At 60.9% G+C, this 23929-nt stretch carries 18 protein-coding genes and 3 pseudogenes; 11 read left to right on the top strand and 10 right to left on the bottom strand.

What is annotated here, in order from left to right; translation table 11 throughout:
• Window positions 1-8 precede the first annotated feature (8 nt).
• The gene (locus ACWTU8_RS18970) at window positions 9-1793 is read right to left on the bottom strand and encodes a pilus assembly protein TadG-related protein (RefSeq protein WP_455849376.1); all 1785 of its coding nucleotides are present in this window, start codon (window positions 1791-1793) and stop codon (window positions 9-11) included.
• Window positions 1794-2273, bottom strand: coding sequence for a TadE/TadG family type IV pilus assembly protein (locus tag ACWTU8_RS18965; RefSeq protein ID WP_455849375.1), 480 nt, complete (start codon window positions 2271-2273; stop codon window positions 1794-1796).
• 369 nt (window positions 2274-2642) lie between these two features.
• Here ACWTU8_RS18965 and ACWTU8_RS18960 point away from each other — a divergent pair, with 369 nt between their 5' ends.
• From ACWTU8_RS18960 to ACWTU8_RS18945, 4 genes are all read left to right on the top strand, one after another.
• Entirely contained in the window at window positions 2643-4235 is a 1593-nt protein-coding gene (locus tag ACWTU8_RS18960) for a peptide ABC transporter substrate-binding protein (protein ID WP_095518371.1), read from the top strand.
• A gap of 160 nt (window positions 4236-4395) precedes the next feature.
• Window positions 4396-5319: an ABC transporter permease subunit gene (locus tag ACWTU8_RS18955; protein ID WP_455841049.1), complete on the top strand. Its 924-nt coding sequence runs from the start codon at window positions 4396-4398 to the stop codon at window positions 5317-5319.
• Entirely contained in the window at window positions 5312-6433 is a 1122-nt protein-coding gene (locus tag ACWTU8_RS18950; protein ID WP_127211105.1) for an ABC transporter permease, read from the top strand. Before ACWTU8_RS18955 ends, ACWTU8_RS18950 begins: the two co-directional genes overlap by 8 nt.
• 1 nt (window position 6434) lies before the next feature.
• Window positions 6435-8054, top strand: coding sequence for an ABC transporter ATP-binding protein (locus ACWTU8_RS18945; protein ID WP_455849374.1), 1620 nt, complete (start codon window positions 6435-6437; stop codon window positions 8052-8054).
• A gap of 491 nt (window positions 8055-8545) precedes the next feature.
• Here ACWTU8_RS18945 and ACWTU8_RS18940 read toward each other — a convergent pair whose 3' ends face one another.
• The 4 genes and pseudogenes from ACWTU8_RS18940 to ACWTU8_RS18925 all read right to left on the bottom strand — a co-directional run.
• Window positions 8546-10219, bottom strand: a complete 1674-nt coding sequence (locus ACWTU8_RS18940) for a tetratricopeptide repeat protein (protein ID WP_455849373.1) — start codon at window positions 10217-10219, stop codon at window positions 8546-8548.
• Between the two features lie 176 nt (window positions 10220-10395).
• Window positions 10396-11223 (bottom strand): alpha/beta fold hydrolase, encoded by an 828-nt coding sequence (locus ACWTU8_RS18935; protein WP_455849372.1) that lies wholly within the window; start codon window positions 11221-11223, stop codon window positions 10396-10398.
• Window positions 11224-11264: 41 nt separating this feature from the next.
• The gene (locus ACWTU8_RS18930) at window positions 11265-11405 is read right to left on the bottom strand and encodes a homocysteine S-methyltransferase family protein (RefSeq protein WP_455849371.1); all 141 of its coding nucleotides are present in this window, start codon (window positions 11403-11405) and stop codon (window positions 11265-11267) included.
• A 121-nt stretch (window positions 11406-11526) separates the two neighbouring features.
• A pseudogene (locus ACWTU8_RS18925) lies at window positions 11527-12126 on the bottom strand (homocysteine S-methyltransferase family protein); the annotation flags it as partial.
• Between the two features lie 266 nt (window positions 12127-12392).
• On the opposite strand from ACWTU8_RS18925, the gene ACWTU8_RS18920 reads away from it, so the two are divergent.
• Window positions 12393-13364 carry an AraC family transcriptional regulator gene (locus ACWTU8_RS18920; protein WP_455849370.1) on the top strand — a complete coding sequence of 324 codons (972 nt, stop codon included), beginning with the start codon at window positions 12393-12395 and terminating at the stop codon, window positions 13362-13364.
• 283 nt (window positions 13365-13647) lie between these two features.
• Window positions 13648-14208 (top strand): annotated as a pseudogene (locus tag ACWTU8_RS18915) (ATP-binding cassette domain-containing protein); the annotation flags it as partial.
• Between the two features lie 269 nt (window positions 14209-14477).
• Here the strand turns inward: ACWTU8_RS18915 and ACWTU8_RS18910 are convergent.
• Complete coding sequence (locus ACWTU8_RS18910) at window positions 14478-14762, bottom strand: DUF982 domain-containing protein (protein ID WP_455849620.1); 285 nt, start codon at window positions 14760-14762, stop codon at window positions 14478-14480.
• Between the two features lie 422 nt (window positions 14763-15184).
• Between ACWTU8_RS18910 and ACWTU8_RS18905 the strand changes: the two genes are divergently transcribed.
• The gene (locus tag ACWTU8_RS18905; RefSeq protein WP_029355825.1) at window positions 15185-15412 is read left to right on the top strand and encodes a hypothetical protein; all 228 of its coding nucleotides are present in this window, start codon (window positions 15185-15187) and stop codon (window positions 15410-15412) included.
• A gap of 184 nt (window positions 15413-15596) precedes the next feature.
• Here the strand turns inward: ACWTU8_RS18905 and ACWTU8_RS18900 are convergent, their stop codons facing one another.
• Window positions 15597-15848: a DUF6074 family protein gene (locus ACWTU8_RS18900; protein ID WP_455849369.1), complete on the bottom strand. Its 252-nt coding sequence runs from the start codon at window positions 15846-15848 to the stop codon at window positions 15597-15599.
• A 330-nt stretch (window positions 15849-16178) separates the two neighbouring features.
• Between ACWTU8_RS18900 and ACWTU8_RS18895 the strand changes: the two are divergent.
• The 4 genes and pseudogenes from ACWTU8_RS18895 to ACWTU8_RS18880 all read left to right on the top strand — a co-directional run.
• Window positions 16179-16295 (top strand): annotated as a pseudogene (locus tag ACWTU8_RS18895) (SAM domain-containing protein); the annotation flags it as partial.
• A gap of 218 nt (window positions 16296-16513) precedes the next feature.
• On the top strand, window positions 16514-18286 hold the full coding sequence (locus ACWTU8_RS18890) for an AAA family ATPase (protein WP_455849368.1): 1773 nt from the start codon (window positions 16514-16516) through the stop codon (window positions 18284-18286).
• Window positions 18208-19509 (top strand): tetratricopeptide repeat protein, encoded by a 1302-nt coding sequence (locus ACWTU8_RS18885; protein ID WP_455849367.1) that lies wholly within the window; start codon window positions 18208-18210, stop codon window positions 19507-19509. The genes ACWTU8_RS18890 and ACWTU8_RS18885 overlap by 79 nt, the downstream gene beginning before the upstream one ends.
• A gap of 771 nt (window positions 19510-20280) precedes the next feature.
• Window positions 20281-21186, top strand: a complete 906-nt coding sequence (locus ACWTU8_RS18880; RefSeq protein ID WP_455849366.1) for an alpha/beta hydrolase — start codon at window positions 20281-20283, stop codon at window positions 21184-21186.
• Between the two features lie 232 nt (window positions 21187-21418).
• Here ACWTU8_RS18880 and ACWTU8_RS18875 read toward each other — a convergent pair whose 3' ends face one another.
• Complete coding sequence (locus ACWTU8_RS18875) at window positions 21419-22600, bottom strand: MalY/PatB family protein (protein ID WP_455849365.1); 1182 nt, start codon at window positions 22598-22600, stop codon at window positions 21419-21421.
• Between the two features lie 187 nt (window positions 22601-22787).
• The gene (locus ACWTU8_RS18870; protein WP_455849364.1) at window positions 22788-23927 is read right to left on the bottom strand and encodes an amino acid ABC transporter permease; all 1140 of its coding nucleotides are present in this window, start codon (window positions 23925-23927) and stop codon (window positions 22788-22790) included.
• Between the last annotated feature and the right edge of the window lie 2 nt (window positions 23928-23929).

Raw genomic sequence — 23929 nt, 5'->3', positions numbered from 1 at the left:
CTTGGTCGTCATTGAACGAGCACGGAGCGCCCGCAAGTCGCGCCCATGACCCGGACGTCGGCCTCGCCGACGCGCACGCCCAGTGCCGCAACCACGTTGTAAACCAATTCGTCGACCGACGCCGTCACGCCGTTCAGCAGCGCCACCACTGCCGGCCTCACCGTTCCAAGAAGGGCCGTTACATCAAGCCCGAGGCCCAGCGCACTGACCGAAAGCGACAAATTGCTGACCAGCGACGTGGTGAGAGATTGCGTCAGGTTTTTCGTGGAAGCGGTTTTTATCGTCTTGTTTGCGATTTCGGTGCTGTTGAAGGTCAGTATCGTCGGATCGTTGTTGGCGATCTCAACGGCCGCAGAACCATTCACGCCGACCAGATTCAGGGTGAGAAACAGAAGCTTCACGCTGACCTGCGCGATTTCGGCATTTTGAAACGACTGTGGGTTGCTGAAATCGGCGAAGGCGGAGGGGCTGTTGTCGGCATCGCTGGCGCCAAGGTGTAGCGAGGCAAGGCCCGGACGTGCGGCAATGGTAACCTTCAAACTGTCGGGGTGCCCGGTCGGGCAGCTGATGTCGGTCAGCCTGGCTTCGGCGGAGGCCACCTCAACATGCAGCGGCAGTTTGACGGCCAGCAGGCTGATACCGCCACCAAGATTCGAATTGCCGATGCCGACGGATGCCACCAGCTTGATCCGCGTCTGCGCCGTACGCACCACGGCGCCCTTCTCGCCGATTGTCAGCCATGGCGAGAATTGCGCCGGTTCGCCGATGGCTACGGCAAGCGTGGTCGAGGTAAGCCCCGGAATGGTGGCCCCGAGATTGACCTGGACCTGGTTCGAACCGTTGGCCAGTGCAGCGGCGGTGGTCAGCATGCCCATGGCGCTTGCATCGACGGAAAGGCCAGCAGGCTTTTGTCCGAGGCCCAACTGGCCAATTGATCCAAGGTCGACAAGACGATTGAGCGGGATTTTGACCGTGCTGGTGGCTCTGGACGCGATTGTCTGCAGAACGAGCTTGCTGCTGCTGCCAACTGTTGAAACGTTAGCCAGGGCCGTGGCTACCTGGCCCACTGTCGCTTTTGATGCCAGCACGTCTGAATAGCTGACGCCTGTCAGTTGCAACTGGACGGCAAGAGCGTCGACGAACGAAAGCACATTCACATCGGCCGAGATCAGGGCGTTATAGTCCATGACGCTGAGCGAGATGTTAGTGCCCAGGAGGCCGCTGAGAAGCGCGTTGAGGATGCCGCCATTGACGCTGAGAAGCCTGGACCCGACCGAGAACATCGCCTGTGGCGTGACGCTGGCAAGGGCTTCGGTGCCGATGACCGGCGTAGGAATAAGCGAACTTGCGAAATAGCGGGCAGGAATCTTTTTCAGCGCGACATGGACAGCATTGTACGGCGTCTTGCCGGCCTCGAAGCGCTTGTCGACGCCGAGCGACGACTCTGGTGAGTATCGGCCGGCGGTGACCGACACGACGGTTTTTCCGAGGGCTGGGGCGATCGTCTGTCCTGCCTTCTGAACCACGATGCCCGGCATTCCATTGTCGCCGAGCGTGGTCACCACCGCGGCCTCAATGTTGTTGATGTTGGAGGCGGCGGTGATTGCCGCCAGATCGGTCATTGCCTGGGCTTCCCGGCGCTCCGTGTAGATCGAGCCTTCGTCGATGGCGAAGGCGGCCAGCGCCAGCGCGAACGGTGCACACAGCGCCGTCATGACGGTGAAGTTCGCCTTCAGGTCGCCAAGCATTGAGTGGGCGACCCGGCCGATCCTCTCCAGCAAGGGTTCCGACATTCAGATGCCTCCAACCCGGATTGTCGACTGGCGTGAGATCGTGGTTCCAGGCATGGGCAGTGCCGGGAACAGGTTCCAGACCGGCAGGTTACGGGCATCGTATTGGACGGACACGACGAACTGGTTTCCGTCGGCTGTGCTGTCCTTGGCCTGATAGGTCAGCTTGTCGGATTTGACGAAGGGATATCCGCCGGCATTGTTGTTGACGAAACTGGTCACCAGCGCCTGGCGCTCGCCTTCGTTCAGCCCGGCAATCGCCGTGCGGGCGGCGTCCGCCGCGATTTGCTGTACGGAGTTGCTTGCACCGAAATAGATACCATATGCAACAATTCCGAGCAACAGTACTATAAAAATCGGCGAAAGCAGCGCGAACTCAATCGCGGAAGTTCCGGACCGTTCTCTAAACTGGCATAATTTGAGTCTTAACCGGCGTGTTTTATGACACTCTATAGTGATTGTCTTACTTTCTTCGCTGTTCATGTCCTTCGCCCATCCAGACATACCGAAGTTCACGAAAAATATAACCCATGGTTGTTTAAAGACGCATTAAGACATTTCGGCAAAGTGGAATCGACGACGAGTTTCTGGCCGGAAACGGAGGCTTGAAATGGGAAACGGAGCGAGCCCATGGTTTCGACCGCTGTTCTGTCGGTCGCGAAGTGGCTGTCGCTGCGCCTTACTTAGGGTTACCTAACGAGTCTGTTGAAATAAAAAATCGCCACGTTACTGTTTGGCCACCAGCTGCCGGAAAGGGAACCGGCGGCGCGCTCAAAGGGGCCATCTAATTGGTTTCGGGGCGTCAACACTCAAGAGGCGCAGCTGAACGGCCGCCTCGACAGGGAGAACTCCATGCTGAAAAATATGCTGAAGGCGACGGTGTTCGCCACAACCATGGCCTTGGCTGCCGGCACGTTCTACACGCCGGCCTTCGCCGAGGTCGTCTATAACCGCGGCACCGCCGCCGAATCGGAGTCGCTCGACCCGCACAAGACCTCGACAATTTACGAAGCAAATATTTTGCGTGACCTGTTCCAGGGGCTGACCATGCAGGACGCAAAGGCGAACCTCATCCCGGGCGCCGCCGAAAGCTGGACAGTATCGGACGACGGCACCGTCTACACCTTCAAGCTGCGCAAGGGCGCCGTCTGGTCGGATGGTGCTCCGGTCACGGCAGATGACTTCGTCTACGCTTTCCAACGGCTGGAAGATCCGGCCACCGGCGCCGAATACGCTTCGATGCTCTATCCGGTGAAGAATGCCGAGGAGGTGAACACCAAGAAGGCCAAGCCCGAGGAGATGGGCGTCAAGGCAATCGACGCAAATACACTGGAAGTGACGCTGAAGGCGCCCACGCCCTATTTCCTCGAAATGCTGACCCACCAGGCGGCCTATCCGGTCAACAAGGCCTCAATGGAAAAGCTCGGCGCCGATTGGATCAAGCCGGGCAATCTGGTCTCCAACGGCGCCTATACGCTGGCGGAGTGGGTTCCCAACGACCACATCAAACTGGTCAAGAATCCGAAATTCTGGGACGCTGCGACCGTCAAGCTCGACGTCGTCAACTACATCCCGACCGAAGATCGTTCGTCGGCGATGAAGCGCTTTGAGGCCGGCGAACTCGACAGCTACGACGACCTCCCGACCGAGCAGCTCGCCGACCTCAAGGCCAAGTTTGGCGATCAGATTCGCGTCGGGCCTTACCTCGGCACCTACTATTTTGCGATCAAGACCGACAAGGCACCGTGGGACAACGTCGAACTGCGCAACGCCATCTCCATGGCAGTCGACCGCGATTTCCTTGCCGAAAAGGTCTGGCAGAACTCGATGCTGCCCGGCTATTCGATGGTGCCTCCAGGCATTGAGGGCTATACGCCGGCAATGGCCAAATACGCGGATATGTCGCAGATCGACCGCGAGGATGAGGCCAAGAAGGTACTCGAGAAGCTTGGCTATACCCCCGAGAAACCGCTGAAGATGGAAATCCGCTACAACACGTCGGAAAACCACAAGAACACTGCGGTCGCCATCCAGGAGCAGTTGAAGCCGCTCGGCGTCGAAGTCACGCTGCTCAACACCGACACCAAGACCCACTACTCCTTCCTTGAGCAGAAGGGCGACTACGACGTGGCGCGTGCTGGCTGGATTGCCGATTACAAGGATCCGGAAACCTTCCTCGGCATCTCCCGCAAGGCAAGCGGCAACAACTATTCGGGCTACAACAGCCCGGAATTCGAGAAGGCCATGGACGAGGCGGCGGCCGCCGGCGGCAAACCCGAACAGCGCATGAAAGAACTCGCCGAGGCCGAGCGCATCCTCGTCGACGAGGTCGGCAACATCCCGCTTCTCTACTATAGCTACAAGGATATCGTTTCTCCGAAGCTTCATGGCTTCGAGGATAACGTTATGGACGTGCATCCATCCCGCTTCATCTCCAAGGACTGATCTCCTTGGCCGGACTGCCGACTTTACAGCGCCGCGCGTCCTTCGGGACGTGCAAAGGGCGCTGTAACGCCTTGATTTTGCGCGTGATCCTTTCCGAACCTTCGGTTCGGGTCATGCGTTAGGGGCGGCAGCTCCGGTTTGCTAGCAAAGCGGGGAACCGATGCTACGATACGTATTCCGGCGGCTCCTGACCGCCATCCCGACGCTGTTCGTCATCGTGACCATGGCGTTCTTCCTGATACGTGTCGCGCCTGGCGGCCCGTTCAATCAGGAGCGGGGCCTCAGCCCCGAGATCAAGGCCAATCTTGAAGCGCAGTTCGGCCTCAACGACCCGCTGTGGCTGCAATATATCCACTATCTCGGCAATCTGCTGCGCGGCAATTTCGGTCCGAGCTACAACATGCCGGATTTCACCGTCACCGAATTGTTTGCCAGGGGCCTGCCCGTTTCAATCCAGATCGGCGCCTCGGCCCTGATCCTGGCACTGCTGCTCGGCGGCCTCCTCGGCACTATTGCCGCGCTCAACCAGAACAAGCTTGCCGACTACTCGGTGATCGCGCTGGCCGCCGCCGGCAGCACCATCCCGACCTTCGTCATCGCCCCGGTGATCCAGCTCGTGTTCGGCCTGACCTGGAAACTGCTGCCGATCGGCGGCTGGGGCGATGGCGCCTTGCTCAACAAGGTCGGGCCGGTGCTGACGCTCGCCTTGCCGCAGATCGCCATCGTCGCTCGCCTGATGCGCGGCTCGATGATTGAATCGTTGCGCTCTCACCATATCCGCACCGCACGCGCGCTCGGCCTGTCGGACTGGTCGGTTATCGTCAAGCATGCGCTGCGCGGCGCCATACTGCCGATCGTCTCCTTTACCGGCCCGGCGGCGGCGGCGCTCCTCACCGGTTCGATCATCGTCGAGACGATCTTTTCTATTCCCGGCATCGGCCGCTATTTCGTCGATGCCGCGCTCAACCGCGACTACACGCTGGTCATGGGCACCGTTGTGGTGATCGCGCTGTTCACCATCGTCTTCAACCTGATCGTCGACGTCATGTATGCCTTCGTCGATCCGAGGGTGCGCTATGACTGACATCGCAGCCACCGCTCCGGCCGTCGTCGGCCGCTCCCTATGGGGCGATGCCTGGGCACGGCTCAAGGCCAATCGCGCCGCCATGTTCAGCCTGTATTATCTTGCCTTTATCGCCGTAATCAGCGTGTTCGGGCCGTCTTTGCTGCCGCATCGATACACCACCATCTACGCCGACCATGTGCGCACGCCACCGAGCTTCTCGGCCTATCCGAAGGCCGACATGATAGAAACCGCGCTGAATGAGGCGATCAAGCGCATGCGTGTCGACATCAAGGAGTGGCGGCAGGAAGGCAACCGCATCTTCGTCACCGTCACATCGCCCAAGCCGATCGACGACCGCAATGTCCGCTATCTCGACCGTTCCGATGCCTTCGATGATACAAAGATCGAGGGTAAATCGCCTGACGGCCTTGAAGCGGTGATGAGCGCTTCGATCAGGCAGCAATATTTCCTGTTCGGCACGGACAATACCGGCCGCGATCTGCTGTCGCGAACGCTGATGGCCGGGCGCATCTCGCTGGCCATCGGCCTGCTCGCCGGGGTTGTCGCGGGCGTCATCGGCGTGCTCTACGGTGCTACGGCCGGCCTTGCCGGGGGCAAGGTCGATGAGGTGATGATGCGCATCGTCGATGTGCTTTACTCGCTGCCGTTCATCTTCTTCGTCATCATGCTGGTGGTGTTCTTCGGCCGGAACTTCGTGCTGATGTTCCTGGCGGTCGGCGCCGTGCTGTGGCTCGACATGGCGCGCATCGTGCGCGGCCAAGCGCTGTCGATCCGGCGGCAGGAATACGTCCAGGCGGCGGAGGCGATGGGCGTCGGGCAACGCGGCATCCTGATCCGCCACGTCATTCCCAACCTGCTTGGGCCGGTGGTCATCTACATGACGCTGCTGGTGCCGCATGTCATCATCCTGGAGAGTTTCCTGTCCTTCCTCGGGCTTGGCGTGCAGGAACCGATGACCAGTTGGGGCGTGCTGATCTCGACCGGCGCCAAGAACATCGGCACCGCCAATTGGCTGCTTTTGTTCCCTGCCTTCTTCCTCGTCTCGACGCTGTTCGCGCTGAATTTCGTCGGCGACGGCCTGCGCGATGCTCTCGACCCCAGGGATCGTTGAGATGGACACTTGCGAAACGATCCTCAGCGTCAAGGACCTTCGGGTCCGCTTTCGCACGCTCGATGGCGCGGTCGAAGCCGTCAAAGGCATCAACATCCACGTCAATGCAGGCGAAACCGTTGCCGTGGTCGGCGAATCCGGTTCCGGCAAGAGCCAGACGATGATGGCGGCGATGAGCCTGCTGGCCTCGAACGGCGAGGCGACAGGCGTCGTCGACTATCGCGGCCGCAACCTTTTGACCCTAAGCAAGTCCGAGCACAATCAGATCCGCGGCCGCAAGATCAGCATGATCTTCCAGGAGCCGATGACCTCGCTCGATCCGCTCTATTCGATCGGCAATCAGTTGATCGAACCGATCCGCCGGCATCGCGGACTTGGCGCGGCGCAAGCACGCGAAGAGGCGCTCAAGCTCTTGCGGCTGGTTCATATTCCCGATCCCGAGCGGCGGATGAAATCCTATCCGCACGAATTGTCGGGTGGCCAGCGTCAGCGGGTCATGATCGCCATGGCGCTGGCCAACGATCCCGACATACTGATAGCAGACGAACCGACGACGGCGCTCGACGTGACGATCCAGGCGCAGATCCTCATGCTTCTCGCCGAACTGCAGCGCAAGCTCGGCATGGCGATCGTCTTCATCACCCACGACCTCGGTATTGTCCGGCGCTTTGCCGACCGCGTCTATGTCATGCGCTACGGCGAAGTCGTCGAGGAGGGCGAGGCGGAAGCGATCTTCGTCAATCCGCAGCATGCCTATACCAAGATGCTGCTGGCCGCCGAGCCGACCGGAACCAAAGCGCCGCCACCGCCAAATGCGCCGGTCCTGCTCGAAGGCAGGAATGTCGAAGTGACCTTCAAGATCGGCGGCGGGTTTCTTGCTGGAGAGCCGCTGATCCTGCGCGCAGTCGATCACATTTCGATCCGGCTGAAACGAAATCAGACCATCGGCATCGTCGGCGAATCTGGTTCGGGAAAATCGACGCTCGGCCGAGCCTTGCTGCGGCTCCTGCCAAGTGATGGCCTCATCCGCTTTGGCGATCGCGATATTTCCGCCGCCGACCGCCGGGCCATGCGGCCGCTGCGGCGTGAGTTGCAGCTGGTCTTCCAGGACCCGTTCGGTTCGCTGTCGCCGCGCATGACCGTCGGCCAGGTCATTACCGAAGGACTTCTGGTGCATGAGCCGACCCTGTCGGGCAGGCAACGCGATCTGCGCGCAGTCGAGGCCTTGCGCGAGGTCGGGCTTGATCCAAATGCGCGCAATCGCTACCCGCACGAATTCTCCGGCGGCCAGCGCCAACGCATCGCCATCGCGCGGGCGATGATCCTCAAGCCCAAGGTGGTCGTCCTCGACGAGCCGACCTCGGCACTCGACCGCTCCGTCCAGAAGCAGATCGTCGAACTGCTGCGCAAGCTGCAGGCCGACCATGAACTGTCGTATCTGTTCATAAGCCACGACCTCGCTGTCGTGCGCGCCATGGCCGACTACATCATCGTCATGAAGCAGGGTAAGATCGTTGAGGAAGGGCCGACCGAGGCAATCTTCAGCAATCCGCAGGCTACCTACACGCAGACGTTGATGGCCGCGGCCATCGACGTCACACGGTTTCGCTTGAGCGCATAGCGCGGCCGGGTCGCAGCGACTGGTCGATCCATGGAGCTTCAGACGCATGTCAACTATGGGAACGTTAGCCGAATACGCCATGGCGGCCAATGCGATCAGAACCGTGAGCGTTACCGCCAACAGAACAGCATCGCGAGTTTGCGCGCGCCGCTGCCGACTTTTGTCCACCAACGGAGGCTTGCCGGCGGCTGGCTCGCAGGCGCTTGGCTGTCGGTTGCCTCCGAGACCGCGAACGTGGTCCCCGATCTACTCAGGTCGATATCCCTCAAATGTCGATCCGATAGCGCGTGAATGGTGGAAAGCGTATCTGCCTGCTCAGGGCTCCGATGAAACTCATTCACTGCGCTTCTCTCTGTTATGCAAAGGTTGGAGAACGCCGTTTCGGATGGGCGCGGCTGGATTGGGCCGCGCCATCGTGAAAGCGGCCATCGTGAAAGCGAAGGACCCCTCCGCGATGGCGCTGCGCTTGCGTTTGCAACGTGTTCCGGCTGCTAGAGCCGGCCGAGAGAAAGCAGCCTCTCATCGCCGAGCCAAGCTCGGGCAAATGCCGCCCTCGTGTCGGCGGTAACTCGGTTTGCTGCTGTCTGCGCATTTAGCAGGCCCCACAACGCCCAACCGTTGCGCGGCGTCTCCTGAAGTGCCTTTTCGAAGGCGGCGATCGCCTCTTCTGCGCGACCCTGCTGGAGGAGCACGGCACCGAGTGTCTGTCGCACCGGATAATACCAGTAGGACGGCTCCATATACGAGATCCCGTCCTGCAGGCGGATCGCTTCGTTCAGGTGACGCTCCGCTTCGACATAGTCGCGCCTGGCTTGTGCGATGCGGGCTTCGACGACAAACTTGGCGATCCCGAGCACGTCCTTTGCAGGGAGGTACTGCTCTTCAAGGCCGCTCATATCGGCTTTGTCGGTGATCTGCTCGATCGCTTCTGCTTCGGACGAAGCCGCTTCGAGATCGCCCTTGAAGGCGAGAGCCACACCGCGCGCATAATGCCAGTAGCCTTTGACGAAGGGGAAGCGGTCACCTGGGTTGGGAAGTGCCAGAATCGTATTCGGATCGCTGAACTGGGCATGCGCGCTGAAGGGCGCGGCCTTGATTGCCTGTACCCATGCCAGTTTCTGCGAGACGTCGTCCGAGGTAATCGTGGCGAGCTTCTCCGCTGAGCCGATAACGTCGTCCCGCACGCCCGCCATTTGGGCCGAAACCAGCAGATAGTGGACGTTGTGTGGGTAATAGCCGAAGCGATAGAGTGCACTCGCCGCTTCACCCGACTGTGCCAAGAAGGCTTCGTCCGCCGCGATGGCATCGCGGTTGACAGCAATCGAGTCGGCGTGGCGACCGACCCGCGCATAAATATGGGCGGGCATGTGTACGAGATGACCTGCCGCGGGCATGGAGCCCCGCAAGCGATCGGCCACGGCTTGCGCGCGCGACGGATCGGCAGAGGCCTCGACGGCATGGATGTAGAGATGCGCCGCTGCAGGATGCTTCGGATCGATTTCGAGCGCACGCTCCAGCGCGGCCACGATCTCACCTCCCCGTCCTTTGGGCGTCAGCCCGTCAGCCTCCCAATAGTCCCATGGCTGCAGGTTCATCAGCCCATCGGCATAAAACGCGAGAATGTTGGCATCGTCCGGATAGGCCTTGGCCAAGTTGCCCATGGCTTCCGCCCAAGCCCGGTCGAGCGGCGGCCGGCTCGCCGTGGGGTTGGCGCCGTAACGTTTGGCCAGTGCCTCGATCAGCGCCCGTTCCTTGCCGCCAACGCCGGCCTTCAGCGCTTCGGCCCGCTGGATCGCTTCACGGGCAGGGGCCTTGGCCTCTTCGTGCATGGCATCGTTGATATTCGGCCCGAGCACGAAGGCTTCGCCCCAGAAGCACATCGCGCATTCCGGATCGAGCCGCTGGGCCTCCTGAAAGGAGCGCCGCGCCTCCGCGTGATTGAAGCCCCAGGTGAGCCGCAGGCCTTGGTCGAAATAGGCCCGTGCCTCCCTGCTCTTTGTGGTGATCGGCATGGTGAGGTCGCCTAGCCCTTGGTAGAGCGGTGGTCGTTCGCCTTCGCTCGTATTCCCGCTGCCTGCGGCATAGCTGACGCCAGGCTTGTACAACTCAGTCTTGGTCTGCTCGTGCGCCGATGCGGTCACGGCAAGCATCGAGCTGGCAAGCATCAAAGAACTGGCCAAGGCACATAATGAGATTTTCCTGTTGGACTGCATGGTCTTTTCCTTTCGGTCATAGCTTCCCCGTCGCTGGAGCGATGGCGCGTCCGCGCAAGGATGATTGGTGAAAGAAATACCGGTGCCCGCGGCTGCAGCGGGAGCCTGTTGGCTGCGCTTGTCAGCGCCTAGGCGGCTTGTCGGGACGTAGTCCTGGCCTCGACGAACGCAGCGATATCCGAAGCGAAGCGAAGCGGCTCCTCCCAATGGATCGAGTGGCCGGCCCGGTCGTAGAGCGACAGCTGGGCGCCTGGAATCCGTGCGAGGAGCACGTCCTGATCCGAGCGCGGGAAGAATGCATCGGCCGCGCCCCACATGACCAGCGTTGGCGCCCGGATGAGTGTAAGCTCCGCCGTATGGTCGGCGACCATCATCCCCCTCAATGCGTTCTTCCATACGCGAGCTGGCGTCTTGAGGCTTTCGTCGACGAAGGTTTCAAGAAGCGCGCTCGGGATCGGTTGCGCGAGCGTGCTGCTTTGAAAAGCCAGGGCGAAATCCCTTTCGACGGGATCTGTAAAATGCTCAACCTCCCGCCAGAGCTCATCCACGCTAGCATTGCCCATCGTCGCCGGAAACGAACCCTCGAGGACGAGCCCCGCAACGCGGTCGGCATGATCAATCGCAATCCGCTGCGCGACGAAACTGCCCATCGAGTGGCCGGCGATAACCGCGCGGCCAATGCCCAATTTGTCAAGCAGCGCCACGGCATCTGAAGCGAAATCTCTGGGGGCGTAGCCTTCAGCGGATTTCCCCGCTTCGCCGTGCCCCCTTTGTGTGAACGCGATCGCGCGGACGGAAGCCGGGAACTTCGACAGCACAGGCTCAAACGAACGCCAACTGTCCGTATAGCCGTGCAAGAGCAGCAGCGGCGTCGCGGCGGGATTGCCGTGCTCAACGCATGGCAACGAAAGGCCGTTGTCGAGTGTGATGGTGTATGATCTCAGATTGTCGCTCATGATGTCCTCCTTGAGGGCGATCTCGCCCTGTGTGATCCTTCTCAACCTGCTTCCAGGCAGTGGATGCAGATCTGTTCAATGTGTCGGTGATCGGTGCCGCAGCAGCCGCCCAGCACGTTGATGGCGGAAACGACTGCGGAGGTTGCGATATTGGAGGCCAAGCTCGATTGGGTTCCCGTCATCGAGTTCCGTGGCCTGGTCGAGTTCGGCATGACTGCATTTCGATGCGTTCGCCCTGATGCCGTGCAGCCGTTCCGCCCAGCCGCCTTCGAGCACACTCTCGAAGTGGGTCGGATGGGCGCAGTTGATCATGAAGTACACCGGCCCGTTGGCGGTCGCGCGGTCAACGGTTTCGATGGCGTTCCCAAGCCTTTCCCCGGTCGGCAGACGCCCGTCCGTCTCAACTGTAAAGGAGATGACAACGGGCAGCCCGGCGGCCTGCGCGGCGCGGGTCACGCCGATCGCTTCGTTGGTACTGGTCATGGTGATGGCGGTGACCAGATCAACGCCGGATTCCGCAAAGACGCCGATCTGCCGAGCGTGGTAGGCGTTGGCCTCCTCCGGGCTCATCACCTTGCCGGGATCGTAGCCGTCGCCGCGGGGACCGATGCAGCCGCTGATCACCATCGGCGAGCGCTCGGTTTCAAACGCCGCCTTCAACTCGCGCAGAAGAGTGATGGCCTTTCGGTTTGCCTCGTCGAGCGCCTGCGCGGAATAACCGAGCTTGTCACCCCAGTCGGGGCTCGCCCGCCAGGTGGCGCTTTCCAGGATGAAGCCGGTGCCATTTTCTTTCGCGATGGCCGCGTGCCGGCGATAATAGTTGCGCAGGGCTTCAGTCCCTCCCTCGCTTTGGAGGAGGTGAAAGGCAGCAAAATAGGGGAGGTCGAAACCCTCCAGGAACATCAGCGTCGTCTCGATCCCGGCATCGGTCAAAAAGGTGTCGCCACTGAGCTGCGGCAGACGATGTCTGAAGTCGGTCATCTATGTGTCCTCTGATGGGCGACAGCATCCCTAACCGCTGACGCATTCGGCGCGCGGGATCCGTCACGAGCTCTTCGCGCGGATATTGATTACGGTCCTGTTGCGATGAGTTATGATGCAGCTCGCGTCCTTTTAGAATGGCGGGGACGCCGGTTCTCTTGCCCGATCCGCCGGAACACGAGGTGGTCATGGATACGCTGCTGGATATCTGCAGGACGATGGAGCTTACGGGGGCTGTCTTTCTGGAGGCCGAGTTCACCGCACCCTGGTGCGTGACCTCGCAGGTCGCGCCCGAAGACTGCAGCCCTTTCATGCCGCCCCCGGTCCAGCTGATTGCCTATCATTACGTGACTGCCGGTCGCCTCGTCCTGCAGACGGATGGGCATGCGCCAGTTTTGGTCCAGGCCGGCGAGATCATTCTGATGCCGCGCAACGACGGGCATGTTCTCGGCAGTGCGGCCAATCTCAGGCCGGTCAACGCCCATTTGCTGATCCAGCCTGCAGGAGCAGGGGGAATGGCGCGCATCGTCTACGGAGGCGGTGGCGAGCGCACGCAAATCCTGTGCGGTTACCTCGGCACGAATACGCCCAACACGGCGATCTGCGGTATCTTGCCGAGGATGCTCAAAATTGGCGTGGAGGAGGGCGCTTCTGACAGCTGGATCGAAAGCTCGTTCCGCTTTGCCGCGCATCAGTTGGCGGAAGGCCGCATCGAGTCGCCGGCCGTGCTTGCCAAGCTTGCCGAACTGCTGTTCGTTGAGGCAGTGCGCCGTTACGTAAGGTCGCTGCCACCAGAGGCGAACGGATGGCTCGCCGGCTTTCGCGATCCCGCGGTGGGGCGGGCGCTTGCACTTCTCCACAGCCGTATGACGCACCGCTGGACCACGGAGGAGCTTGCGCAGGAAATCGGATTATCGCGCTCCGCGTTTGCCGAGAGATTCACGAGCCTCATAGGCGAGCCGCCAATGCGCTATCTGGCGAATTGGCGAATGCAGGTCGCCGCCCAGCGATTGAAGGGCTCCCATGAATCCATCGCCCGTATCGCTTTTGAGATCGGCTACGAATCGGAAGCCGCGTTCAATCGGGCCTTCAGACGGGCATTCGATATGCCCCCCATGGCCTGGCGCAAACTGCAGTCGGGCGTGAACGCCGTTTCCTGATATGTATGAGGAGCCGTGCGGTCGTCATTTTGGTCCTACGCCGCCTTTGGCGGATCGAACCACTTGACTGTGCCTTCGCCATCGCCAACCCGACAGGTCAATTGAGCAGCGTGCTCACAACTGGGTTGCGGCGCACGCCTTGATTGTGAGGGATATCTTTCTGACAAAACCGCCGATTGCGCTGGAAGGCGCTGCAGCTCTATCTGCTTCTCCCATCAGCGCGATGGAAGGCGGCCCCGTATCAGCGACCGTCGCTACTCCACCCGGCAGTATTTCCGCCTCCGATCGTCAGGCCATGCGGCCGCTGCGGCGCGAATTGCAGCTGGTCTTCCAGGACCCGTTCGGTTCGCTGTCGCCGCGCATGACCGTCGGCCAGGTCATTACCGAAGGACTTCTGGTGCATGAGCCGACCCTGTCGGGCAGGCAACGCGATCTGCGCGCGGTCGAGGCCTTGCGCGAGGTCGGGCTCGATCCGAATGCGCGCAATCGCTTCCCGCACGAATTCTCCGGCGGCCAGCGCCAACGCATCGCCATCGCGCGGGCGACGATTCTCAAGCCCAAGGTGGTCGTTCTCGACGAGCCGACCTCGGCACTCGACCGCTCCGTCCAGAAGCAGATCGTCGAGCTGCTGCGCAAGCTTGGCCGACCATGAACTGTCGTATCTGTTCATAAGCCACGACCTCGCTGTCGTGCGCGCCATGGCAGACTACATCATCGTCATGAAGCAGGGTAAGATCGTTGAGGAAGGGCCACCGAGGCGATCTTCAGCAATCCGCAAGCTACCTACACGCAGACGCTGATGGCCGCGGCCATCGACGTCACACGGTTTCGCTTGAGTGCATAGCGCGGCCGGTCAGGACTGCAGCAGGTGGTGGGTGAAAGGCGCGTCCCTCGGTATCCTGCATCAAGAAACACACGAGGCAGCGCTGAAGCGGGATGCCGAAACGGAGCGTCAGGCTATCCGCGTTAAAGTTCAGGATGATAAGGTGGACCTTGAGGGCAAGGCGACGCTTGGCCCGAGTGTTACCGAGCCTGGACGCCGCGCAAGCGGTCGGCACAGGGGATGGCGGGCGAGGCATGTCAGCTGTTCAAGATGGCGAGGGCGGCATGACCTCACATCAGGTCTTCGGCAACGCGGTCAAATTTCTTCAGGCCTATGCTCGGAGGCTTTCGCTTAAGAAGCCCCTGTTCAGTTGCGGCCGTCTGGAAGGCAGCGATCGCAGCGTGTTGGCTGCAGTGTCCGGCCAGGCATTCATCAACAATTCGGATTGCTTCAAGTCGGGATGGCTTGCCCATGACTGGCCACGGTTGCTGAAGCGCTGTCTTAGCGTCGGCTATCGACGCGACCACCACCGGCTTGTGATTCAGGTAAATTGTAATCGGAATAAACGCCGTCATTTCTATCGCTCGCCAGGATTGAAGGTGGCTAAACGCGAAGGCATGGCGGTGGTTGCATGAACGCGCATCATCGTGCATTCAGATTGCCGCTGCCCGATGCCGTCGAGGCTGAACTGAGCATCTCCAACCGCAAAGTCCGTCTGCCGCGCCTGCTTCGCGAATGTGCGCTATGCGCATAGACTCGCGCCATGGTTAGCGCAGCAGCGCCGGAAAACCGCTCACCCGGACCTGCAGACTCGACGGATGGCGAACGTCCTCGCCCGAGTGACGGCGGCCCTTCCGAGGCTAGTAGCCGTGGCCGGTACAACCCCGACCGGTATATCATTGTTAAATGACGGCTACGCCGTGGGGTGCGATAGAAGGTAGTCAGCAGCCACCCCTGAGCTTCTGAATGAGGGCGTTGGCTCTCCGAGGAATACCGCATGCCTATGCGTCACCCAGCAGACATCGCCATTTACCCTAATGACCTCGAAATGCTGCAACGGGTATTTATCCGGCATTGCACAGCCAACCAGTGCAGCATGGCATCGACCATGGCCCATGGCGCAGCATCTGAGCTAATATCATTGTTCCAGGCCGGCATCGAGGACGAAGCCGAACTCGATCTCATCCTTTCTCGCCGCTCTCAGCCGTTTCGGAAGGCGGGCTAGGCTTATCGGCTTCGGTCGGCGAAGACGTCTTGGCCATGCCGCGGGTGAGATGCTGCCTATCTGGTCAGCGGGAATGGAGAAGGTTGGAAGCCAGCTCCGTTCCCTCAGCCAGAATTTCACCATCGCATTCTTTGAATGCTGCGCATCCTGTCTCCACGCGGCAATCCCTCGTCCTGAGCCGATTCTATTCTGCAAGTTTCGCAGCACTGCGGGTGGCTATATCGCCTAAGACAGCGTGAAGAAGCGTTCCAACTTCCTGTTTGGCCAGCCCCGGTGCAATTCCTGATTCGGACAGTTGAATGAGAATTGTCTTGGCGGTGCTGCGCCAGAAGGCATTCGCGTCCTCCCCGTTCTTCGATTCCAGGACCCGGGCGATACCTTGAACCAATTTTCGCCGCCGATGCAGCGGAAACGGGGTTATGTTTGAATCACACATGATCACCTCACCCTTCAGTCTCGCGAATAAGCATCGGCGGGTAAAAAATTTGGTTAACAGGCTTTTTTGACAGTGGTCGGCAATGGAATAGGGCGTCCGCCAGGCTCTGCGGACGGTGCCGCGATCGCCCCACTGGACGCGGCGGCATGGGCGAGTGCGGAGTTCCTGCCAAGAAACATTGATGATGATGAGCGGCGGGGATCACGCCGGATAACGCCCAGAAGCTGCCCTTCGCCGCAGTCGGCTCGTGAGGTTTCCGCGCGCATTCCCTGCCGTTTTGCGGTAGGCTGAAGAACCTGGCGATCCGAAACGACGAAGCCGGGGGAGCCCATGGACATCAGCGCATGGCTGCGTGATCTCGGCCTGGGACAGTACGAACAAGCGTTCCGCGAGAACGACATCGATGCAGAGGTCGTCGCCGACCTCACAGCCGACGATCTGAGCGGGCTCGGCATCACCTCAATCGGTCACCGCCGTAAGCTGCTCGCCGCCATCGCGGCCCTGCGTGCTGGCTTAGTTCAGGCGCCCAGCCCTCCCGCGGTGGCACCCACGGCCTTCTCCGGGACCGCCCTGCCGTTTCCCGAGGCTGAGCGGCGGCAGCTCACTGTGATGTTCGTCGACCTCGTCGCTCGACGGCGCTCGCCAGCCGCCTCGACCCAGAGGACATGCGTGAGGTCATCGGGAGCTACCACCGCTGCGTGGCGGAGGCTGTTGGCCGCCTGGGCGGCTTCGTCGAGAAGTACATGGGTGACGGGGTACTGGTCTATTTCGGCTGGCCACATGGTGACGAGACTGATGCCGAGCGTGCCGTGCGTGCCGCCTTGGCTGCGCTACAGGCGGTCGGCCAGGCCGCGCCAGCCGGTGAACGGTTGGCCGCGCGCATCGGCATAGCCACCGGCCTCGCCGTAGTGGGCGACTTGCTGGGCGCCGGCGCTGCACAAGAGCAGACGGTGATAGGTGAGACTCCAAACATCGCCGCGCGACTACAATCGCGCGCTACTCCCGGCTGTGCAGTGATTGACGCAGAAACACGGCGGCGCATCGGCGGATTGTTCGAGTGCCGCGAACTTGGCGCGCTCAATCTAAAGGGCCTGTCTGGCCGCGTGGGCGCCTGGCAAGTGCTGGGCGAGGCTGCGGTTCAGAGCCGCTTCGAGGCAATGCACACCGCCTCCCTCGCGCCGCTGGTCGGGCGCGATGACGAACTCGACCTGCTGCTGCGTCGCTGGCGGCACGCAAAGGACGGCGAAGGGCAGGTGGTGCTCATCTCCGGTGAGCCCGGCATCGGCAAGTCCCGCCTGATCGCTGCGCTTGAGGAGCGCGTGGCCGGGGAGGCGCATCTAAAACTTAAGTACTTCTGCTCGCCGCACCACCACGACAGCGCACTGCAGCCTATCATCGCACGGTGGAGGAATGAGGCAGGCTTTGTGCGCGGCGAGCCGGCGGACGTACGGCTCGACAAGCTGGAAGCCCTGCTACTCCCCCTCGGCGCCACCGCCGAAGAGCTGACGCTCATTGCCGAGATGCTCGGCGTGCCAGGTGGAGAGCGGTATCCACCACTAGCGCTCAGCCCGGAGCGCAAGAAGGAACAGACGTTCAGAGCCTTGCAGCAGATTCTCGACGAAAGGGCCCGCCGGTCCCCCCTGCTGATGCTGTTCGAGGACGCCCATTGGGCCGACCCAAGCTCGCTTGAGTTGCTTGACAAGTTGATCATGCGCTTAGCCTCGCTGCCGGCGCTGGTGGTAATCTCTTTCCGGCCAGAGTTTCAAGCGCCTTGGGTCGGCCAATCCGGCGTGATCTTGATTGCGCTGAGCCGTCTCAGCGATCGCCAGGCAGCGATGCTCGCAAGCCAGGTGGTCTTCGGCCAGACGCTGCCGATCGGGATGCTGGAGCGCATTGTGGCGGAGACCGACGGTGTGCCTCTTTTCATCGAAGAATTGACCAAGGCCGTGCTCGAGCGGGCCAGCCAGCGCGGTGTCCTTGACTCTGCGCTTCCAGTGCCCAGCACCTTACAGGGCTCCCTTATGGCGCGGCTGGATCGGCTGCCAGTCGCAAAACAGGTTGCGCAGACCGGTGCGGTAATCGGCCGAGAGTTCGGCCATGAGCTGCTGGCCGCGGTGGCGGGACTTCCCGACGTGGCATTGGCGCAACGATTGGACGAACTCTTAAGTTGCGGTCTCGCGTTCCGCCGCGGCACGCCGCCCGAAGCCACTTACTCGTTCAAGACGCCGCCTACGCGAGCCTCTTGCGTAGCACACAACGGAAGCTGCATGCCAGCATTGCTACAGTGCTGGAAGAGCGGTGGTCGGAGGCGGTCGAGACCCAACCCGAACTGCTCGCCCATCACTTCACCCAAGCGGGTTTGGCAGAGCGTGCCGCGGAATATTGGCAGCTGGCAGGCGAGCACGCGTTCCGGCGCTCGGCCGCTGCGGAGGCCATAGGCCATCTCACCAAGAGCATCGACCTCGTGCGAAGCTTGCCCGAAAGCGGCGCTCAAGCAGAGCGCGAGCTGCATCTCCAGACGATGCTCGGCCAAGCATGCATCGCCCGCTACGGCTACGCTGCGCCGGAGACCGCCGCGGCTTTCGCCCGTGCCCGGGACTTGGTTGAGGCCGTTGGCGACATCCAGCAACAATTTCCCGTGCTGTATGAGTACTGGGCTGTCCAATACGTCCGGATGGCTTTACGCGAGCAAAACGCGCTGGCCGAACAGACTCTAGCATTAGCCGAGCAGCACCGCGATCCCGAGCGATTGTGCGTCGCGCACCGGGTTTGCGGTGCAACCAACGAGATGATGGGCGAATTGCTTGTCGCCCGCGAGCACCGCGAGCAAGCCGTCGAGCTTTACGATCGAGAGCGGCAGGGCTCGACTGCTTTTACTTTTGGCCAGGATCTCGGAGTTGCAGCGCTATCGCACCTCAATTGGGTGCTGTGGCTACTTGGCTATCCCGATCAGGCAGCTGGCCGGCAAGCCGACGCACTGAGCTTGGCGCACCGTGTTGGCCACAAGAACACGCTGGGATTTGCGCTGATGTACAGCGCGATGGCGAGTGCTTATGGCCGCACCGCGGGATCAGCCGCGGAACACTCGGAAGCATTACTGGAGTTGGCCCGGGAGCAGAAATTTGATCTGTGGACCGCAGGTGCGACGGTGGTCAAAGGCTGGGCCATTGCCCGCCAAGGCCAGGCAGAAGCCGGCGTTGCAGCGATCCAGAGTGGGCTCGCGCAGTGGACGAGCAGTGGCGCGGAGTGGATGCGCCCCTTCTTTCTAGGCCTGCTTGGCGAGGCTTGCGCACTCTCAGGGGACGTGCGACGGGGGCTCGGCGCATTGGACGAGGCTCTGGCGGCGGACGAACGGACGGGGCAGTGTTGGCCGGACGCTGAACTGCATCGATTGCGAGGCCAGCTTGTCGCAGTTCTTCCCGACGGCGGCAGACCAGACGAGGCGATCGCAGCGTTCCAGCGCGCGATCCAAATCGCCCGGCGTCAATCCGCGAAGTCCTGGGAATTACGTGCTGCCACCGATCTTGCTCGCCTCTGGCGCCATCAGGGCAAGCACGCCGAGGCCAGCGATCTGCTCGCGCCCGTGCATGCCTGGTTCAGCGAGGGCTTTGAGACACCAGACGTCCAAGAGGCCAAGGCGCTTCTCGACGTCCTGAGGTGACTGGAGCCTCGGCTATTCCCAGCCGCGCCCGAACCTCAATGCGTTATCTTGACTCTTCTCTGCCCTGCCTTTGCAGCGGCAAGGCTCTGCCCAAAACGGTCGATCAAGTGTACTGATTTCTGACCCAACGCGCCCATTGGATGGACTACGGATCAGCCCCGGAACATCGAGCTATGATATCTTTCCACCCGGTGCCATTCGCATAACGGACTGACGCTCCGCGGGTCCTCGCCATGCAACGCAAGCTTGCGCCCTATCCGTTCCGCTCAATGAGAATTCGTCGGCTTGATCCGTGCGCCTGGTCTCGATGCATCATCGGAGGCAGATGTTCACCAGGCAGATGCGCTGGCCGAGACAGCAGGTCCGCTCTAAGGAGCAGACGCTCCGCCCTGCAACCCGTTGCCTGTCCCCGCGACGACGGCCCAAGCGTCCTCGCTCCGGCTATGGTAGGTGAGAACACGTCACCGCCGCAGCGTCCGATGCTGAGTGCGGTGTTGCGCCCGAGCCCGCTGCAGGCGCCAGTAACTAGGATGATCTTGGTCCGATAAGGGGTCGTAGAGCGGCCAAACAGCAGATGGAATATTCGACCATGTGCGGGGGGTGGGTCAGTGCTAAAAGATGACGAGCGGGTTTATGGGCGACCTGTCGTCCGTGTATTCGCCATGCCGCAATTGCAACGAAAAACTCCCAGCGCTGGCATTGCGCTTTATGGATGACATGTGGCTGCTGCGGTCCGCCGGTTTTCTATGCTTGATGGGGTAGGAAAGCAAAATGAGCGATGTGGATGAACACCTCGATCTGACGGAGATCAACGCCATCCGCAGCTTGTTGACGTCAAAGCCACGACCGGTGGGCTGGGACGAACGCCGGGCACGGATCGATGAGGTTGGTTCGGTGTGGCCGATTGCGGACGACATCCTATGCGAGGATGTGGTTTTCGATGGCCTCGAGGGCGAGTGGTCCCTAGCGCCTGAGAGTGACAGGGATAAGGTTCTGCTCTTTTTCCACGGTGGTGGCTACTGCTCCGGCTCTCTCAAAAGTCATCGTCGAATGGTGACCGAGGCAGGTCGAGCAATGGGAATGCGCACCCTCGCGATCGACTATCGACGCGCACCGGAACATCCTTTCCCTGCGCAACATGAAGACGCACTCACCGCATGGCGCTTTCTGAGCCGGCAAGGGATCGCGCCGGATCGCATCGTGGTTGGCGGAGACAGTGCGGGCGGCAACCTCACCCTGTGCTTGGTCAGTATATTGTGCGCGGCAGGGGAGCGGTTGCCGCGATGTCTTTGGCTGGTTTCGCCCTGGACGGACCTTTCGATGTCCGGCGCGACACTATCAACTAAGGACGCGATCGACCCTATCATCCACCGGGCGTATTTGGAGGAACTGGCGACCGCCTATGCCTCCCATGTCGTTGGCCGGCGCGATCCCCGGATCTCGCCGTTGTTCGCCGATCTGAGCGGATTTCCCCCAATGCTGATACAAGTCGGTTCGGCCGAGACGCTGTTGTCGGACGCAACTCGGCTCGCGGCAGCCGCTGGCGCGGCTGACGTCAAGGTACGTCTCGAAATTTGGCCGCATATGATTCACGCCTGGCCGGTTTGGAATGCAGGATTGAGTGCCGGTTGGCGCGCTCTTCACAGCGCGGGCACGTTTGTCCGCGACTATTTATAGCTCTCGGGTGAGGCAGCTGCTGGCGCAATGTTCCCGTTCAGCAACCGGAAGTATTGACCAATCTCGGTTGTATAGAGCAGCTTTGCAGTTTCCTGAAAGCTGACATCGCGGGCGACCGCTGGTCGAGGTCATGGCGCCAAAAGCGGACGCTACGGTGGCGCATGAGGCGCGGCAAACGGGTTGCACCTGATCCCGAGCAAGAACCTGCTATCCCCACGGGCTGCCGCCCGGTTCAAGAGCTTATTGTCAGCGCCGCAGACATGCGTTCCAGCCCCTGAAGTAACAGCGAGCGCGGACAGCCGACGTTGAGGCGAATGAACCCTTCGCCACCGGGCCCATATACGCGGCCGTCGTACAAATTAACCCCGGCACGATTGACAAAGAACTTCTGGATTCCGCCCACTTTGAGATCGAGCGCGCGGGCATCCAACCACACCAGAAACGATGCGTCGGGCCTTATAGGGGTAATGCCGGGAAGGTGTTCAGTAGCGAATTCGCAAACGAGATCAATGTTGCTGGCGATGTAGCTCGTGAGTTGGTCGAGCCATGGTGCGCCCGTGCTGTAAGCGACCTCCAATGCCAGGCGACCGAAAAAGTTCGCATTCACCATGAACGACGCCTGCATTGCGACAAGGAGCTCGTTGCGACGCTTTTTGTTCGCTACCGAAATCGTTGCCGAAGGAACCCCGGCTAGGTTGAAGGTCTTCGTCGGAGCCGTGCAGATGAACGACTTCTCCGCCGCATCGTCTGAGATGCAGGAGAAGACGATGTGGGGTCGATCTGACAACCTTATGTCGCAGTGAATGTCGTCGGATATAACCAAAATCCCATAGCGCTCGCAAATATCGTTCAGCGCCCCCAATTCTTCCTGCGTCCAGGCCCTTCCGGCAGGATTGTGAGGATTGCAGAGTAGAAATGCCTTGGCGCCGCTGGCGGCCAGTCTCTCGAAATCCTCAAGGTCAAGCTCATATTCGTTGTTTTGAAGTCTCAGCCGATTCGTAAGCAGGACTCGCCCATTTCCCTGAATCACTTCGAAATAGGGTGAGTACACGGGCGACTGCACAATGACGCCGTCACCGGGCTTCGTGAAGGTCCGGAGTATTGCAGCTACTGACGGCATGATTGCTGGCGCAGGAAGCAGGGTTTCCAGCACCGGCGACCAGTTGTGTCGGCGCGCGAACCACGATTGCACGATCTCGTAGTGGCGCGGGTCGCGACGGGTGTAACCATAAATGCCATGGTCCGCCGCTTCGCGCAGCCGCGCGATCACAGCTTCCGGGGCACGAAAATCCATATCCGCTGTCCATAGGGACAGCAGGTCTTCGCCCTCGACCCGGGGGGAGAACTCATCCCACTGATTGGCCCATTTGACGGATCCGAATTGCTGGCGGTCGTGGATTTGGTCGAAGTCCACTCGCGCGACATGTCTTTGCGCAATCGTCGATTTAGGCGTGTCTGCACATGCCATTTGCTAAAACACCTTGGAAAATGGTTGCAACGGCTGCGGCCGCTTTGCTTCTGCGGCCGTCGTTATTTCAGGATTTGCGTCAGAAACTGCGGCGCCCTCTCCGATCGGGGATTACTGGCATCATTGTCGGTTCCTAACGTTTGTGGCCGCGCGCCAGCTGGCGCTCCATCGCCTGCGAGTAGCGGGACATGCCGAAGCAAAAACCCCAGTAGACCAGTCCCGCAAAGAGGTAGCCGGTTGAGGAGATCGTCGGCCCTGCCCAGTTCGGATCGACGCGCGCCGTTTCGACGGCCTTCAAGAAGTCTGCGATGCCGACGATCGCGACCAGAGTCGTGTCTTTGAACAGACCGATGAAGGTGGAGACGATGCTCGGTATGACGATGGTCAACGCCTGGGGGAGGACTATCAAGCGCATCATGTTGAAGTAGCTGATCCCAAGCGCCTCAGCCGCCTCGTATTGACCCTTCGGGATCGCCTGAAGACCGGCCCGCACAACCTCGGCCATATAAGCTGACGAGAACAACGCTATTGCGATGAGGGGGCGCAGGAGACGATCAGGCGTCAAGTAGTCCGGCACGAACAGCGGCATCATGAAGTTAGCCATAAACAGCACCGTGATAAACGGCACCCCCCGAACGACCTCGATGAATGTGACGCAAACCGCCTTGATGATAGGGAGCTCCGACCTGCGTCCGAGTGCCAGAACGACACCGATCGGAAGCGAGAAAACGATGCCAACGATCGACATGAGGAGAGTGATCAGGAGACCACCCCAGAGAGTCGTATCGATGACGGGCAAATTAAGCCATGCGGCGCCACGCAAGAGAACGAACGCGGCAACCGGGTAGACGATGAAAAACAAAACTGCCGCCACTTTGCGCTGCGGAGCCTTCGTCCACAGGAGCCAAACGATGAGCATGGCGCCAACGGCCTGCGTGAGATTCACCCGCCATCGCTCGGAAACCGGGTACGCGCCATATCGCAGATAGTCGAACTTCTCCGCGATGAAGGGCCAGCAAGCGCCTTCGGGGTTCGCACGGCAAGCCTCCCTGCCGCCGCTCCAGACCGCGTAGAAGATTGCAAAGCTCAGAAACTGATGCAGCAGCCAGCCCGCAAGGAGGACAAAGCAAATCGTCAACACACCTGAAAGAGGCGTCGAGAACAAATTCCCTTTGATCCAGGTAACTGGACCCGGCCGCACGTCAGCCGGAGGTGCCGTCGCTGGTATAAGCGCGACGTTTACAACTGGCGTATGCAAAGACTGATCGCTCATGC

This window comes from Mesorhizobium sp. BHbdii (assembly GCF_053848045.1).
The sequence above is the reverse complement of the archived record's forward strand: the minus strand, read 5'-3'. Positions and strand labels throughout refer to the sequence as shown.